Origin of the sequence: Tardiphaga sp. 20_F10_N6_6, assembly GCF_052076045.1 — a bacterium.
GTDB classification, from domain to species: domain Bacteria; phylum Pseudomonadota; class Alphaproteobacteria; order Rhizobiales; family Xanthobacteraceae; genus Tardiphaga; species Tardiphaga robiniae.
The window spans coordinates 2,248,626-2,261,337 of sequence record NZ_CP197239.1 but is presented as its reverse complement, the minus strand read 5'-3'; the positions used below and the strand labels follow the sequence as shown (position 1 = coordinate 2,261,337).

Sequence of the window (12,712 nt, the reverse complement as noted above, 5' to 3'; positions counted from 1 at the left end):
AGGCCGGCCCCAAGCGCGGCTGAAACCCGCATAAGCCGTATGGCTGCTCGGATGTCTCTTGGACCAATGGACCGCGCCGGGGTTGTGGTGCGCTGCAGCAGCACGGTTCCGACCATGAAACCGGGCGGTGGACGGCGGTTCTGGAGGTATCCTGACGTTATTGTCTGTCACATGACGTCGCTATATAAGCTGCGGCGCGGCCGGTCATTTCCGGCGCCTTGCACGCATAGATGGATTGGCCTTGGACAAGTTGAAAAGCTATCGCCCCTCCGAAAAAGAGCCTTTCATGAACGACCGGCAGCGCGACTATTTCCGCGCGAAATTGCTGGCCTGGAAGGAAGAAATCCTCCGTGAATCGAAACTCACCCTGCAGGCTTTGCAGGAGGAGAACGTCAATCACCCCGACCTCGCCGACCGTGCATCGTCGGAAACCGACCGCGCCATCGAACTGCGGGCGCGCGACCGGCAGCGCAAGCTGATCTCCAAGATCGACGCCGCGCTGCTGCGCATCGAGGATAATACCTACGGCTATTGCGAGGAGACCGGCGAGCCGATCTCGCTCAAGCGGCTAGAAGCCCGCCCGATCGCAACACTCTCCGTGGAAGCTCAGGAGCGCCACGAGAAGCGCGAAAAGGTCTATCGCGACGAATAGTCTTTCAGATGCCAAACGGCCGCCCCATCGGGCGGCCGTTTTTCATTTCGGAGTTCCGGAAGGCAATCACGCATGCTGTGCGATGCAGTGATCTGCGATGACTGCACTGCAGCACGGCGACATTCTTAAACACGGGAATATGAACGTCATCATTCGCCGATAGGACGTAGGCTTGCTCCAGAAAAAAACGGGAGGATGAACAATGGCTGCGCCTGCCTCTTATGATCCCGATACGATCGCGCTGATGCGGAATGTTCTTCAAAAGGTCGTCGCAAGGGTGCCGGAGCAGCACCGCACCTCCTGCAATCAGGCCGCGATCGCCTCGCGCATCCTTGCGACTGCTGCGCAGGGCCGGCGTTCTGAAGACGTCCTGACCACAGAGGCTCTTGCCGAGGTGAAGGAGATATTCACCGGACCCGCCGGGATGAGGCGACTTCATGAAGACCTGACCAGGGTCTTCGGCTGAACTCCAGAATCGAGGAGTTGCAGTGGCGCGAGCGTCGGTTCGCGCTAGCAACGCTGCGCACCGTTGCCAAGCAGGATGGTGGTCGCTACCCGTTAGTCATATGTCGGCATGAGCCGTGTGACGAGCGAAGGGACCGCCGATGGAAAAGTATCTCGCGATCGCCGAAATCCTGGCTTACGTCCGCCATAACCGCACGCCGCTCGCCGTATTGCCGCCAGACGCGGTCCCGCATGACGAGGCCGATGGCTATCGCGTACAGGACGCGCTTCACAATTTGCTGTCGCCCGATTTCGGCTTGCAGGTCGGTTACAAGATCGGCTGCACAAGCGCGGTGATGCAGCAATATCTCGGTATTTCGCATCCTTGCGCCGGCGGACTCTATATGAGCGGTGTTCATGCCGCCGGAACGTCGCTGCGCTACAACGATTATGTACATGTCGGCGTGGAGTGTGAAATTGCGGTCCAGCTCGCGAGCGATCTGATGCCGTCGGGCGAGCCGTTCACAGCTGATGACGTCGCAACAGCGATCGATGCCTACCATCCGGCTATCGAGATCGTCGATGATCGTTATGCGGACTGGCGCAGTATGGATGCGCCGACACTGATCGCAGATGATTTCTTTGCGGCAGGATGTGTTCTGGGTGCGCCTGTTACTCGTGGCAAGGCGCCTGATCTTCTGTCGGTGATTGGACGTGCCGTCGTTAACGGCACGGAAGTGGGGCGCGGCAATGGCGCCGATGTTCTTGGTCATCCACATCATGCACTGGCTTGGCTTGCCAACCATCTCGCGGCCCGAGACAAGATATTGCGCGCCGGAGACTTCGTACTGACGGGCAGCCTAGTGCAAACGGCGTGGCTCAGTGCCGGAGATCACGTCCGAATGGAATTGCTCGGACTGGGCAGCGTCGAGGTGGATTTCAAGAGCTGACGAATGATTGCGCCGCGTTTCGAGTCTGTCCAGAACGACGACGGCCTTCCGCCAGGGGAGCTGACGGAAGGCCGCGCGTGAACACCTCATCGCGTGGGAGCACGATGAGATGTGGGAGCTCGTAACGTTAGAAGGGCAGCAGCACGTCCATCACTTGCTGGCCGTAGCGCGGCTGCTGGACGTCCGAAATCTGACCGCGACCGCCATAGGCGATGCGGGCCTGGGCGATCTTGGCGCTGTCGATGGTGTTGTCGCTCTGAATGTCTTCCGGGCGCACGATGCCGGCGACGATCAGTTCGCGGATCTCGTAGTTGACGCGGATTTCCTGCTTGCCCTCGACCACGAGATTGCCGTTCGGCAGCAATTGGGTGACGACAGCGGCGACGCTGGTTTGCAACGCTTCCTGCCGTGCGACCGATCCCTTGCCGTCGCTCGACGACGATCCATCAGCCGTCAGCAGACGGCCGGGCAAGACCGAGGCGGCCGAACCTGTCAGCAGCTTGCTGCCCGCAAAGTCGGTGATCCCCGAGTTCTCCGTATTGGTGCGGCTGCGCTGGGTCTCGTTGGCGATATTGGCCTTGTCGGTGAAATTCACGGTGACCGTGAGAATGTCACCGATCTGACGCGCGCGCTGATCCTTGAAGAACGCGCGTGATCCGCTGCGCCATAGCGAGTTGGCGTTGTAGGATGCGACCTCCGGCTTTGGCATTGGCATCTGCACCGGCTTGTAGCCGGGCTGTGTCGTCGGGTTTTCGATCGCCGTGAGCGCCGGTTTCTCGCCGATGGACGCGAGACGGTCGATCGATGAACAGCCGCTGGCAGCAAGGCCGACCGTCAGAAGCGCAGCGCCGGTGGCGAAGGGACGATGGAACTGGAACATCAACTTTACTCAGCTTTTCGAGAAACAGGCACGTGGTCGTTGGCAGCAAGCGCGACGGGAGAGTTGGCAGCGGGAGAGTCGGCCAGGGGAGGTCTGGCCTGGGAGATTTTTTCGGACGGGAGAGACTCGCGGGTTGGGGCAATAGTTGGCGCGGGAGCTTCTACTTGCGCGGGGAGACGCGGCGACGGAGCGGAAACGGCGACCTGGCCGCGACCGACCACGACGCCGGAGACGGTGCGCTTGGACTGCAGGTTGATCACATTGACCACGTCGCCTTCGGTGCCGCCTTCGATGGCCTTGCCGCGGAGCGTGAGGTAGAGCCCGGCGGTTTCGTAGATCAGCGTCACCGCCTGATCGCGGGTGACGAGGTCAGGCTTGGCGAGGTCGGCATTGCGGATTGCCTGACCGGCGCGCAATTGGCGGCGGCTCTGCATGCCCACGGCGCGGTCGCGCGTTACGCCATCGTTGCCGACTTCGGCTTTCGGGCGACGCTCGACGACAACATCGGAAGATTTCAGCACTTCATTGCGTTCGACGCCGCGGACCAGCACCGCCGCTTCCACGGTCTCAACGGCACTGCCGGTGAAGCGCAGCTTGGTGGCAGAGACGTTGGAGTCGTTGCCGATCGCAAAGGTGACGTCGAAACGGCCGCTGCGCGCGTCGAAACGGACCGCGACAGGCTGCAGCGCGCCGGTATTGCTGGCGTCAAGCTGCAGGCCCTGGACTTCGCGATCGAAGGTCAGGCTCAGATTGGCGGCGGCACCAAGGCCGTGGCGGTTCTCCAACGCCTGCGCGACCTGATTCTCGATATCCTTGCTCTCGATGCTGCGCGACAGCCGCGTTACGGTGATGGACTTGAGCTCGCGTGTATCGACGCCAATCACCTGATGCTGCCGCAACGCCGCGATGACCTGCGCGGTTGACAGCGTGCCGACGGTGCCGAGATCGGGCGCCCGATAGATTGCGATCTGCGCGGTGGGGCCGGCATTGTCGATGACATCGCCAATCCGCACCACGTCGCTGGACACCGTGACGTTGGCGCGCAGCGTTGGCGATGCGATGACCTCGTCGCGCTGCGCTTGGCCGAGCGCAGCAGTGGCCGCTGCAGCGAGCAGGGCGGTGGCGAGGAGAAGCGAACGCATGGCTGATGTCATGATCATTCTCCTCAGCGGAACATGCCGGCGGTGGATTGCAGCATCTGGTCGGCAGCGCTGATGACCTTGGCGTTCATCTCATAGGCGCGCTGCGCGGCGATCAGGTCCGAGATTTCGGTGACCACTTCGACATTGGCCATTTCGAGGTTGCGCTGCTGCATGTCGCCGAAGCCGTCGGCATTGGCGACGCCGTCCTGCGGTGGGCCGGAGGCCGGTGTTTCGGTGAACAGGTTGTCACCGATCGAATTGAGACCGGCCTTGTTGATGAAGCGGGTGAGGCTGATCTGGCCGAGAACGGTCGGGGTCGTCGAGCCCGGTACGATCACCGAGACCTGGCCCTGCGCATTGATCGAGAGTTGCGACGATGCCTGGGGAATCGAGATCGTTGGCTGCAGCAGGTTGCCCTGCGGGTTGACGATCCGGCCCTGCTGGTCAGTTGAAAACGTACCATCGCGGGTATAGGCGAAGGTGCCATCGGTGAGCTGGATCTTGAAGAAGCCTTCACCGCGGACCGCGATATCGAGATCGCCGCCGGTCGCCGACAGCGTGCCCTGGGTCATCATGCGCGGAGTGCCGACGGTCTTCACACCGCCGCCGATATCGACGCCGACCGGAATGACTGTGCCCTGATCCGATGCTTGCGCACCGACGCGGCGAACGTGATCGTAGATGAGGTCCTGGAATGCGGCACGCTGCTTCTTGAAGCCGGTCGTGCGCATGTTGGCGATATTGTTCGAGATGACCTGGACGTTGAGTTCCTGGGCCGCCATCCCGGTCGCTGCAGTGTAAAGAGCGCGCATGGGTCAGATTCCTTAAGCCGGAACGTCGGCAAGTTTTTCGATGGCGGAGCGCCGCGCGTCGCCTTGCGACTGCAGCATGTTGGACAGCTCGGTGTAGGCGCGGGTGACGTCGATCATCCGGGTCATTTCGACGACCGAGCTGACGTTCGACTTCTCGATGAAGCCCTGATTGAGCTTCGACGTGGTGGAAGGCTGCGGATTGGCGCCGGGACCGGCCGAGAACAGGTTGGAGCCTTCCTTCACGAGCCGCTGGGGCTGCGCGAAATTGACCATGCGGATCTTGCCGCGCACGGAGTCGATGCGGTTGATGCCTTCGAGCACCGTGACCGTGCCGTCTTGCGAGATGTTGATGTCGTGGTCGGTCTGCTGGAACACGATCGGGCCATTGGCGCCGAGCACCGGTGCGCCCGACGCTGTCACGAGCTGGCCCTGCGAATTGATCTGCATGCCGCCGTCGCGGGTGTAGCGCTCACCGTTCGGGGTCTGCACCGCGAGGAAGGCGTTGCCGTCGATGGCAATATCCAGCGGATTCTTGGTCTGCTCGGTCGCGCCGCCGGTGAAATCATGCATCGTGGCGCGGTCCTGGACGAAGGACACGCGGCGGTCGCGGCCGACGAAGTTGTCTTCGCGGGCGGCCGGGCTCAGATATTCCTCGAAAATCGTCCGCTCGGCCTTGAAGCCGCTCGTGTTGATATTCGCAATGTTGTTCGCCACGACGTCCATCTGACGCCGAAGCGTCATCTGCCGCGACAGTCCGACGAGAAGCATATTCTCCATCGGTGGTTCTCCCCTAAGTTCGCGCGGATCGCTCTCCCAAGCTCGCCGCGGATCCCGTAAACCGCACAGCTCTCCCAAGCCGCGGTTCGCTAAGGTGAGTAGCGAAACCCGTGCCAAGTCAAAAAGCTGATATTTTTCAACTTGTTGGTAGTTTTCGAGGCGCGAAAACGGGCGGCAGAAAGGTCTTGTTGACCATATTTGCCGGCAGAATTTTCCTAGTTGAGCGTCAAAAGAAAGATTCCGTTAACCATTGCGACCTAGCGTCACGATCACACAGGGCCTTGGGCGCTGGCAGCATTTGTATCGCGTCTTTAAAGCCTGCTTTGCAGCATCGAGCTCATCCCAACCCCGGACGGGCAGGCGATGGCGGATACGGAAACTTCAGAAAGCACCCCGACCGGGGACGAGGCGGCAGCTCCCAAGAGCAAATTCAAGCTGATCGCAATCGTCGTGGGCGTGCTGGTGCTTGCAGCGGGCGGTGGCGGCTGGTTCTTTCTGAAGGGGCACCCCAAGGAAGAGAAGAAAGAGGCGGCGCCGGCTGCGAAGCCGCTCGCCTTCATCGATGTGCCGGAGATTCTGGTGAACCTTGCCGGTCAGCCCGGCGAGCGCGTGCAATATCTCAAGGCCAAGATCGTGCTCGAGGTGAAGGAAGCGCCGTTGGTGGCGCAGATCACGCCGTCGATGCCGCGTATCACCGACATGTTCCAGGTTTACCTGCGCGAACTGCGCACCACCGATCTGAACGGCTCCGTTGGCATGTTCCGGCTGAAGGAAGAGCTGACGCGGCGCGTCAATGCCGCGATCTCTCCTCATCACGTGAACGCTGTACTGTTCAAGGAAATCCTCATTCAGTGAGGAATTGGATTTAGGCTGATGTCTACCGAACAGGTCGATCAGGACGCAATTGCCGCCGAATGGGAAGCGTCTCTGGATTCAGAGGATCCCGTTGAGGCGGCGAAAGCGGCTGCCGAAAACGAACTCACCGGCACCATGGCGGAGCAATGGGCCGCCATGGTCGAGGATGGCGGTCGCGATATCGGCGGCGGTAAGAACGGCGGTGAGCGCGTTCTCTCGCAGGAAGAAATCGACAACCTCCTCGGCTTCAGCGTCAACGAGGTTCATCTCGACGAGAATTCCGGCATTCGTGCCATCATCGATTCCTCGATGGTGTCGTATGAGCGTCTGCCGATGCTCGAAATCGTGTTCGACCGTCTGGTGCGGTTGATGACCACGAGCCTGCGCAATTTCACCTCCGACAACGTCGAAGTCTCGCTCGATCGCATCACTTCGGTGCGTTTCGGCGACTATATGAATTCGATTCCACTGCCAGCCGTGCTGTGCGTGTTCAAGGCAGAGGAGTGGGAGAATTTTGGCCTCGCTACCGTCGATTCCAGCCTGATCTATTCGATGATCGACGTGCTGCTCGGCGGCCGCCGCGGTCAGGCTTCGTTGCGCATCGAGGGCCGTCCCTACACCACCATCGAAACCAATCTGGTGAAGCGCCTGATCGAAGTCGTGCTGGCCGACGCTGAACAGGCGTTCCGGCCGCTGTCGCCGGTGAGCTTCAACATCGATCGGCTTGAGACCAATCCGCGCTTCGCCGCCATCAGCCGTCCAGCCAATGCCGCGATCCTGGTGCGTCTGCACATCGATATGGAAGACCGCGGCGGCAATATCGAATTGCTGTTGCCCTATGCGACGATCGAGCCGATCCGTGCCGTGCTCATGCAGATGTTCATGGGCGAAAAATTCGGCCGTGATCCGATCTGGGAAAGCCATCTCGCCACTGAAATTGCTCAGGCCGAGATCGCCGTCGACGCCGTGCTGTATGAGGCGGAGATCCCGTTGAAGCAGCTGATGCTTCTCAAAGTGGGCGATACGCTGCCGCTGGAAATGCGGGCGGATGCCCTTGTTGCCGTGCGTTGCGGAGCCGTGACCTTGACTGAAGGTCGCATGGGGCGTGTCGGCGACCGCGTTGCCATTAGAGTCACGAAACAATTACGCAAGCCTAACACAACCTTCGCCATGTTTGAGAAGGCTGATGAGCAAACTAAATTGATGGAGGCACAATGAGTCATTCATTAGGAATTGTGATCGAGAGCCTGGTTGCGGTGCTTCTGATCCTGACCATCGCCTATTGCATGTTGCTCAATAAGCGCCTGAAGCGCCTCAAGGCGGATGAGCAATCGTTGAAGGCCACAATCGGCGAACTCATCACCGTGACCGAGATCGCCGAGCGTGCGATCGGCGGACTCAAGCTTACCGTGCGTGACGTCAATGAGAATCTCGGCAGCCAGATTTCGGCGGCAACGGCGCTGGCCGATCAACTGAAAGCCCAGCTCGCCGAGAGCGATGCCGTCGTGCGCCGGCTGTCGAAGATCGCGGTGGCGGCACGGCCGCTCACCGAAACCGACCCTGATGCGCCGCGGGTATCCGCAGCGCGGGCCAATGCCGCGGCAGCGCAGGCGTTTGCCGAACGGAGGAGGCCTGACGGCATCGCTGCATGAAAGCTTTTCGGGACGTTCGTATTCTTCCTGTCGTCTTGGTGGCGGTTTTCGGGCTGGCGATTCTCAAGATCGCCGGCCTGGTGATCGATGGCGGCTACGTGTTCAACTACGATCCGCAGCCGCAGCCTACGAAAGGATCGTGGGCGCAGGAGATGTTCAACTTCCCGGGCGGCAAGCTAGCGGACGGCGACATTACCGGCTCGGTGTCAGCCAAGAAGGAAGAGCCGAAGCCCGCGGTAGCAGCGCCTGCAGCGATCGAACCGACCAGCAACCCGCCTGTCGAACTGTCTCCTCAAATCTCGCCTGCTGAACGCGCGATCCTCGAACGGCTGCAAGCGCGCCGTCAGGAGCTGGAAGCGCGTGCACGCGAGATCGACATTCGCGAGAGCCTGCTGAAGGCCGCCGAGAAGCGCATAGAAACCCGCGTCGACGAATTAAAGGGCGTCGAAGCCGGTATCAAGACGGCGAACGATCAGAAGAGCGAAGTCGATGCCGCCCGCTTCAAGGGTATCGTCACCATGTATGAAAGCATGAAGCCGAAGGACGCCGCGAAGATCTTCGACCGGCTGGAAATGCCGGTGCTGTTCGAGATCGCCTCGCAGATCGCGCCTCGGAAGATGTCCGACATTCTCGGTCTGATGCAGCCGGAGGCCGCTGAACGCCTCACCGTGGAATTGGCGCGTCGCGCCTCGGGCGGCGAACGATCTGCCGCGGCGGTCGAACTGCCCAAGATCGAAGGCAGGCCGATCCAGCAGGGCCGGAATTAAAGAAATTAATTAACAAATCCTTAGAGCGCGGAATCTAGATTCAACACAGGGCGGGCGACTGGTCGTCCTTCGAGCATCGGGCTGAGAGACACTTCTGAATGGCACGGACGGCTGCCGTTGCATGTTGGACGCAAGCTCGCGCATGGACGCGGGCCGTTCGACGTTGCGCGGTGCTCGCGGGTATTGTCTGTCTTGCGCTGTCGTTCCCGGATGCCGCATCTGCGCAAGCGGTGAGGGGCACCGCCAGCATGGGCACGTCGGGCGGCTATGGCCGCATCGTGCTGAAGCTTGCCGAGGACGTGGAGTCCGAGGTGACGCAGGCCGGCACCATTCTCGTCATTCGCTTCAAGCGGCCGGTCGATATTCCTGTCGAGATTCTCGGCGACGCCGCCCCCGACTATATAGGCTCCGTACGCCGCGATCCCGATGGCACGGCGATCCGTCTCGCGTTGTCACGCAGGGTGACCGTCAATTCGATGACGGCGGGCGAGCGCATCTTCATCGATCTGTTGCCCGACACCTGGAAGGGCATGCCGCCCGGTTTGCCGCAGGATGTGGTCAAGGAATTGTCGGAGCGCGCGCGCGCGGCAGAGCGCGCCTTGCGCCAGCAACGCGCTGCCGCGGAAAGCCAGAAGAAGCCGCCGATCCGCGTACGCGCATCCGTGCAGCCGACCTTCGTGCGCTTCGTGTTCGAGACCGGCGGCGTCGGTGTGTCGTCGGTGCTGAACGAGAAGACGCTGACGCTGACCTTCAACGCCGGTCTGGTGTTCGATCTCGCCGATGCCAAACTGTCTGCACCCGCCAATGTCGCATCGATCGGTCAGGCGATGGACGGCAACCGGACCGCCGTCGAGATCGGCTTGATCGGCGACGTCGATGTGAAGTCGTTCCGCGAGGACAAGAGCTACGTCGTCGACATCGGCTTCCAGCAGAACGAAAAGCCGTCGCCGCTGGCCAAGCTGCCGGCGGCTGCTCCTGAGGACGACAAACCGCCGGTTGCGGTGAAGCCTCCCGAGGTCGAGAAGCCCGCCAGCGTTCCGGCACAGCGCTCCGGCGAGATCGTGCCGCCGACCTCCGAGACGATCGCAAAAGAGATCGTTCCGGAGAAGAAGGTCGAGGTTGCGACGGCTGCACCGGCAGCGCCCGTCGCGGCAGCGAAGCCGGAAGAGCCAAAGCCCGAGGCGGCCAAGGTCGCTGAATCACCCAAGCCTGCGCCGGCAGCCGAGCCTGTTGTCGTAGCTCCTGCCAAAGAAACACCGCCGCCTGCGCCTGTCGTTGCGGCGGCCCCTGCTGCTGCACCCGTTGCTGCTGCGTCGACCGAACCGGCGGGCATGCCGGTTGAGGTCAAGCGCAGCAGCGACGGCGTGCGCATAGCCTTTGCCTTTCCATCGCAAACGCCGGTCGCTTTGTTTCGCCGCGGCGATATCCTGTGGCTGGTGGCAGATTCGACGCGGCCCATCGACACCGCGCCGATCCGCCGCGATAGCGGATCGATCATTGCCGATGTGAGCACGATCCCGCTGGAGAAGGGGCAGGCGATCCGCATCCGCCTTAATCGCCCACAACTAGCTTCGCTCACGACCGACGATCCTGCCGGCGCGGGACAGGCCTGGTCGCTGATGCTGGCCGATACACGTCAGACGCCGTCGCAGCCGCTGTCCGCCGTGCGCAACATTGCCGATCCCTCGCGCGCCAGCGTGCAGGTGCCATTGGCCAAGCCCGGTCTCAAGCATCGCCTGGTTGATCCGGATGCCGGCGATACGCTCAATATCATCACCGCGCTGCCACCATCGCGCGGCTTCATCCGTCGCCAGGACTTCGTTGAATTCTCGTTGCTGGAATCGATTCACGGCGTGGTGGTTCAGGTGAACTCCGACGACGTGTCCGTTGAAGCCAGTATCGACAAGGTGATGCTCACCAAGCCCGGCGGCCTGACGCTGTCGGCAGCCGATGCGGCGCCGCAGCGCGCCTCGACGGTCGCCCGGCCGATCTTCGATGTCGGCCAGTGGCGCAAGGATCAGGAAGGCCCGTTCAACGCGCGCTTCGACGAATTGATCGACGCGATGTCATCAGCCGAAGCTAGTTCGCTGCCGCAGGCGCGGATGGATCTGGCCAAATTCTACATGGCACGCGGCATGTACCACGAGGCCAAGGGCGTCGCCGATCTCGCGATCGCGGACACCAAAGTCGGCGAGGAAAGCCCTGTCGCGCTGATCGTTCATGCGGTGGCCAGCGCGATGATGGGGCGTCCCGAACAAACCCTGAAGGATATCGCCAATCCGGTGCTCGGGCCGGGTTACGATGGTGAATTGTGGAAGGCGCTCGCCTACGCCAAGCAGGAAAAATGGGTCGAGGCGCGCGAGCGTTTCAAGAATGCCGAGTTCACGCTCGCCGCGCTGCCGGCCGATCTGCAGCGTGCGGCCCTGATGCTCGCGCTGCGGGCCTCGCTCGAGGTCAAGGACTATGCCGGCGCGTCGTCGCGCGGCAGTGAGCTCGAAACGGTCGGCATCTCGCCGGAGATCAAGCCCGCGGCCATGCTTCTCAGCGGCTGGCTCGATGAGGCGCTTGGCCGGGAGAAGGACGCGCTGTCGAAGTATCAGGATGTCACCGGTTCGGTGGATCGTCAGTCTGCAGCGGAAGCCAAGCTGCGCGAAATCAATTTGCGCCAGAAGCGCAACGAGATCAGCGGCGAGGACGCGTTGCATGATCTCGAAGTTCTGGCGGTGACATGGCGCGGCGACGGCACGGAAGTGCAGGTGCTGCAGATCCTGTCGCGCATGTATGCCGAACTCGGGCGCTACAATGACTCGCTGCTGGCCGCCCGCACGGCCACCGAGCGCCAGGCCAACAGCGAAGCCGCGCGCCAGGTGCAGGACGAGGCGCAAGCGCTGTTCTCGCAAATTTATCTGTCGCCAAAGGGCGACAGCCTGCCGCCGGTCGATGCGCTGGCGATGTTCTACGAGTTTCGTGAGCTGACCCCGATCGGCCGCCGCGGCGACGAAATGATCCGCCGTCTTGCAGATCGTCTCGTGGCCGTCGATCTGCTCGATCAGGCCGCCGAGCTTCTGCAGTATCAGGTCGATCACCGTCTCGAAGGCGCTGCACGCTCGCAGGTCGCTGCGCGTCTGGCGATGGTCTATCTGATGAGCCGCAAGCCCGACCGCGCCATCGCCGCGCTGCGCACTACGCGGATCGCCGATCTCAATGGCGAGCTGCGTCAACAGCGGCTGCTGCTCGAGGCGCGGGCGCAGAGTGACATCGGCCGCCGTGAGCTGGCTCTCGACATCATCTCTCATGTCACCGGGCGCGAAGCGATCCGGCTCCGCTCGGATATCTACTGGTCGTCGCGGCGCTGGCGCGAGGCCTCCGAGCAGATCGAACTCTATTATGGCGACCGCTGGCGGGATTTCTCGCCGCTGACGCCAAGCGAAAAGAGCGACATCATCCGTGCTGTCGTGGGTTATGCGCTGGCGGAAGACGCCCTCGGTCTCGCGCGCTTCCGCGAAAAGTATGCGCCGCTGATGAATGTCGGTGCCGACAAGATCGCCTTCGACACCGCGAGCAAGCCGACCTCGACCAACTCTTCGGAATTCGCCGCCATTGCCAAGATGGCCGCGTCCGTCGATACGCTCGACGGCTTCCTGCGCGAGATGAAGACGCGCTTCCCCGAAAGTAGCGCCAAGGCGATCCTGCCGGGTGCCAGTGCGGATCCGATGCCGACCGGCTCGCTGAAGCCGCAGCCGGTCGTCAATGTCCGCAAGATCGAGATGACGCGGTAGGG

12 protein-coding genes are annotated in these 12,712 nt (G+C 62.0%); 8 read left to right on the top strand and 4 right to left on the bottom strand.

Going from position 1 to position 12,712, the window contains the following annotated elements; all coding sequences use genetic code 11:
- Positions 1-241: 241 nt before the first annotated feature.
- The 3 genes from dksA to AB7813_RS11075 all read left to right on the top strand — a co-directional run bounded on the left by dksA (position 242) and on the right by AB7813_RS11075 (position 2,046).
- Entirely contained in the window at positions 242-652 is a 411-nt protein-coding gene (gene dksA / locus AB7813_RS11085) for an RNA polymerase-binding protein DksA (RefSeq protein ID WP_068735634.1), read from the top strand.
- A 202-nt stretch (positions 653-854) separates the two neighbouring features.
- Positions 855-1,118: a hypothetical protein gene (locus AB7813_RS11080; RefSeq protein ID WP_120291376.1), complete on the top strand. Its 264-nt coding sequence runs from the start codon at positions 855-857 to the stop codon at positions 1,116-1,118.
- A 139-nt stretch (positions 1,119-1,257) separates the two neighbouring features.
- On the top strand, positions 1,258-2,046 hold the full coding sequence (locus tag AB7813_RS11075; RefSeq protein ID WP_175366558.1) for a 2-keto-4-pentenoate hydratase: 789 nt from the start codon (positions 1,258-1,260) through the stop codon (positions 2,044-2,046).
- 127 nt (positions 2,047-2,173) lie between these two features.
- On the opposite strand, the gene flgH is transcribed toward AB7813_RS11075, so the two are convergent.
- Genes flgH through flgF form a run of 4 tightly spaced genes read right to left on the bottom strand, consistent with a single transcriptional unit; the run spans position 2,174 to position 5,657 of the window.
- Positions 2,174-2,926 carry a flagellar basal body L-ring protein FlgH gene (flgH, locus tag AB7813_RS11070; protein WP_068736258.1) on the bottom strand — a complete coding sequence of 251 codons (753 nt, stop codon included), beginning with the start codon at positions 2,924-2,926 and terminating at the stop codon, positions 2,174-2,176.
- Positions 2,927-2,931: 5 nt separating this feature from the next.
- Complete coding sequence (gene flgA / locus AB7813_RS11065; RefSeq protein WP_439064489.1) at positions 2,932-4,080, bottom strand: flagellar basal body P-ring formation chaperone FlgA; 1,149 nt, start codon at positions 4,078-4,080, stop codon at positions 2,932-2,934.
- An 11-nt stretch (positions 4,081-4,091) separates the two neighbouring features.
- Positions 4,092-4,880 carry a flagellar basal-body rod protein FlgG gene (gene flgG, locus AB7813_RS11060; protein WP_089265180.1) on the bottom strand — a complete coding sequence of 263 codons (789 nt, stop codon included), beginning with the start codon at positions 4,878-4,880 and terminating at the stop codon, positions 4,092-4,094.
- A gap of 12 nt (positions 4,881-4,892) precedes the next feature.
- Positions 4,893-5,657 (bottom strand): flagellar basal-body rod protein FlgF, encoded by a 765-nt coding sequence (flgF, locus tag AB7813_RS11055; protein WP_093756620.1) that lies wholly within the window; start codon positions 5,655-5,657, stop codon positions 4,893-4,895.
- Between the two features lie 363 nt (positions 5,658-6,020).
- On the opposite strand from flgF, the gene fliL reads away from it, so the two are divergent.
- The 5 genes from fliL (at position 6,021) to AB7813_RS11030 (ending at position 12,710) form a co-directional block, all read left to right on the top strand.
- Positions 6,021-6,512 carry a flagellar basal body-associated protein FliL gene (fliL, locus tag AB7813_RS11050; RefSeq protein ID WP_175366556.1) on the top strand — a complete coding sequence of 164 codons (492 nt, stop codon included), beginning with the start codon at positions 6,021-6,023 and terminating at the stop codon, positions 6,510-6,512.
- Between the two features lie 18 nt (positions 6,513-6,530).
- On the top strand, positions 6,531-7,730 hold the full coding sequence (gene fliM, locus AB7813_RS11045; protein ID WP_374725713.1) for a flagellar motor switch protein FliM: 1,200 nt from the start codon (positions 6,531-6,533) through the stop codon (positions 7,728-7,730).
- Positions 7,727-8,164: a DUF6468 domain-containing protein gene (locus tag AB7813_RS11040; RefSeq protein ID WP_089265176.1), complete on the top strand. Its 438-nt coding sequence runs from the start codon at positions 7,727-7,729 to the stop codon at positions 8,162-8,164. The genes fliM and AB7813_RS11040 overlap by 4 nt, the downstream gene beginning before the upstream one ends.
- The gene (locus tag AB7813_RS11035) at positions 8,161-8,931 is read left to right on the top strand and encodes a MotE family protein (RefSeq protein WP_439083074.1); all 771 of its coding nucleotides are present in this window, start codon (positions 8,161-8,163) and stop codon (positions 8,929-8,931) included. The genes AB7813_RS11040 and AB7813_RS11035 overlap by 4 nt, the downstream gene beginning before the upstream one ends.
- Before the next feature lie 170 nt (positions 8,932-9,101).
- Complete coding sequence (locus AB7813_RS11030; protein WP_439083076.1) at positions 9,102-12,710, top strand: tetratricopeptide repeat protein; 3,609 nt, start codon at positions 9,102-9,104, stop codon at positions 12,708-12,710.
- Positions 12,711-12,712 lie beyond the last annotated feature (2 nt).

Bases quoted from the DNA above. Each gene is read 5' to 3' on its own strand.
- AB7813_RS11080 (WP_120291376.1), top strand. From the start codon at position 855: ATGGCTGCGCCTGCCTCTTATGATCCCGATACGATCGCGCTGATGCGG.
- AB7813_RS11075 (WP_175366558.1), top strand. From the start codon at position 1,258: ATGGAAAAGTATCTCGCGATCGCCGAAATCCTGGCTTACGTCCGCCAT.
- flgH (WP_068736258.1), bottom strand. From the start codon at position 2,926: ATGTTCCAGTTCCATCGTCCCTTCGCCACCGGCGCTGCGCTTCTGACG.
- flgA (WP_439064489.1), bottom strand. From the start codon at position 4,080: ATGACATCAGCCATGCGTTCGCTTCTCCTCGCCACCGCCCTGCTCGCT.
- flgG (WP_089265180.1), bottom strand. From the start codon at position 4,880: ATGCGCGCTCTTTACACTGCAGCGACCGGGATGGCGGCCCAGGAACTC.
- flgF (WP_093756620.1), bottom strand. From the start codon at position 5,657: ATGGAGAATATGCTTCTCGTCGGACTGTCGCGGCAGATGACGCTTCGG.
- fliL (WP_175366556.1), top strand. From the start codon at position 6,021: ATGGCGGATACGGAAACTTCAGAAAGCACCCCGACCGGGGACGAGGCG.
- fliM (WP_374725713.1), top strand. From the start codon at position 6,531: ATGTCTACCGAACAGGTCGATCAGGACGCAATTGCCGCCGAATGGGAA.
- AB7813_RS11040 (WP_089265176.1), top strand. From the start codon at position 7,727: ATGAGTCATTCATTAGGAATTGTGATCGAGAGCCTGGTTGCGGTGCTT.
- AB7813_RS11035 (WP_439083074.1), top strand. From the start codon at position 8,161: ATGAAAGCTTTTCGGGACGTTCGTATTCTTCCTGTCGTCTTGGTGGCG.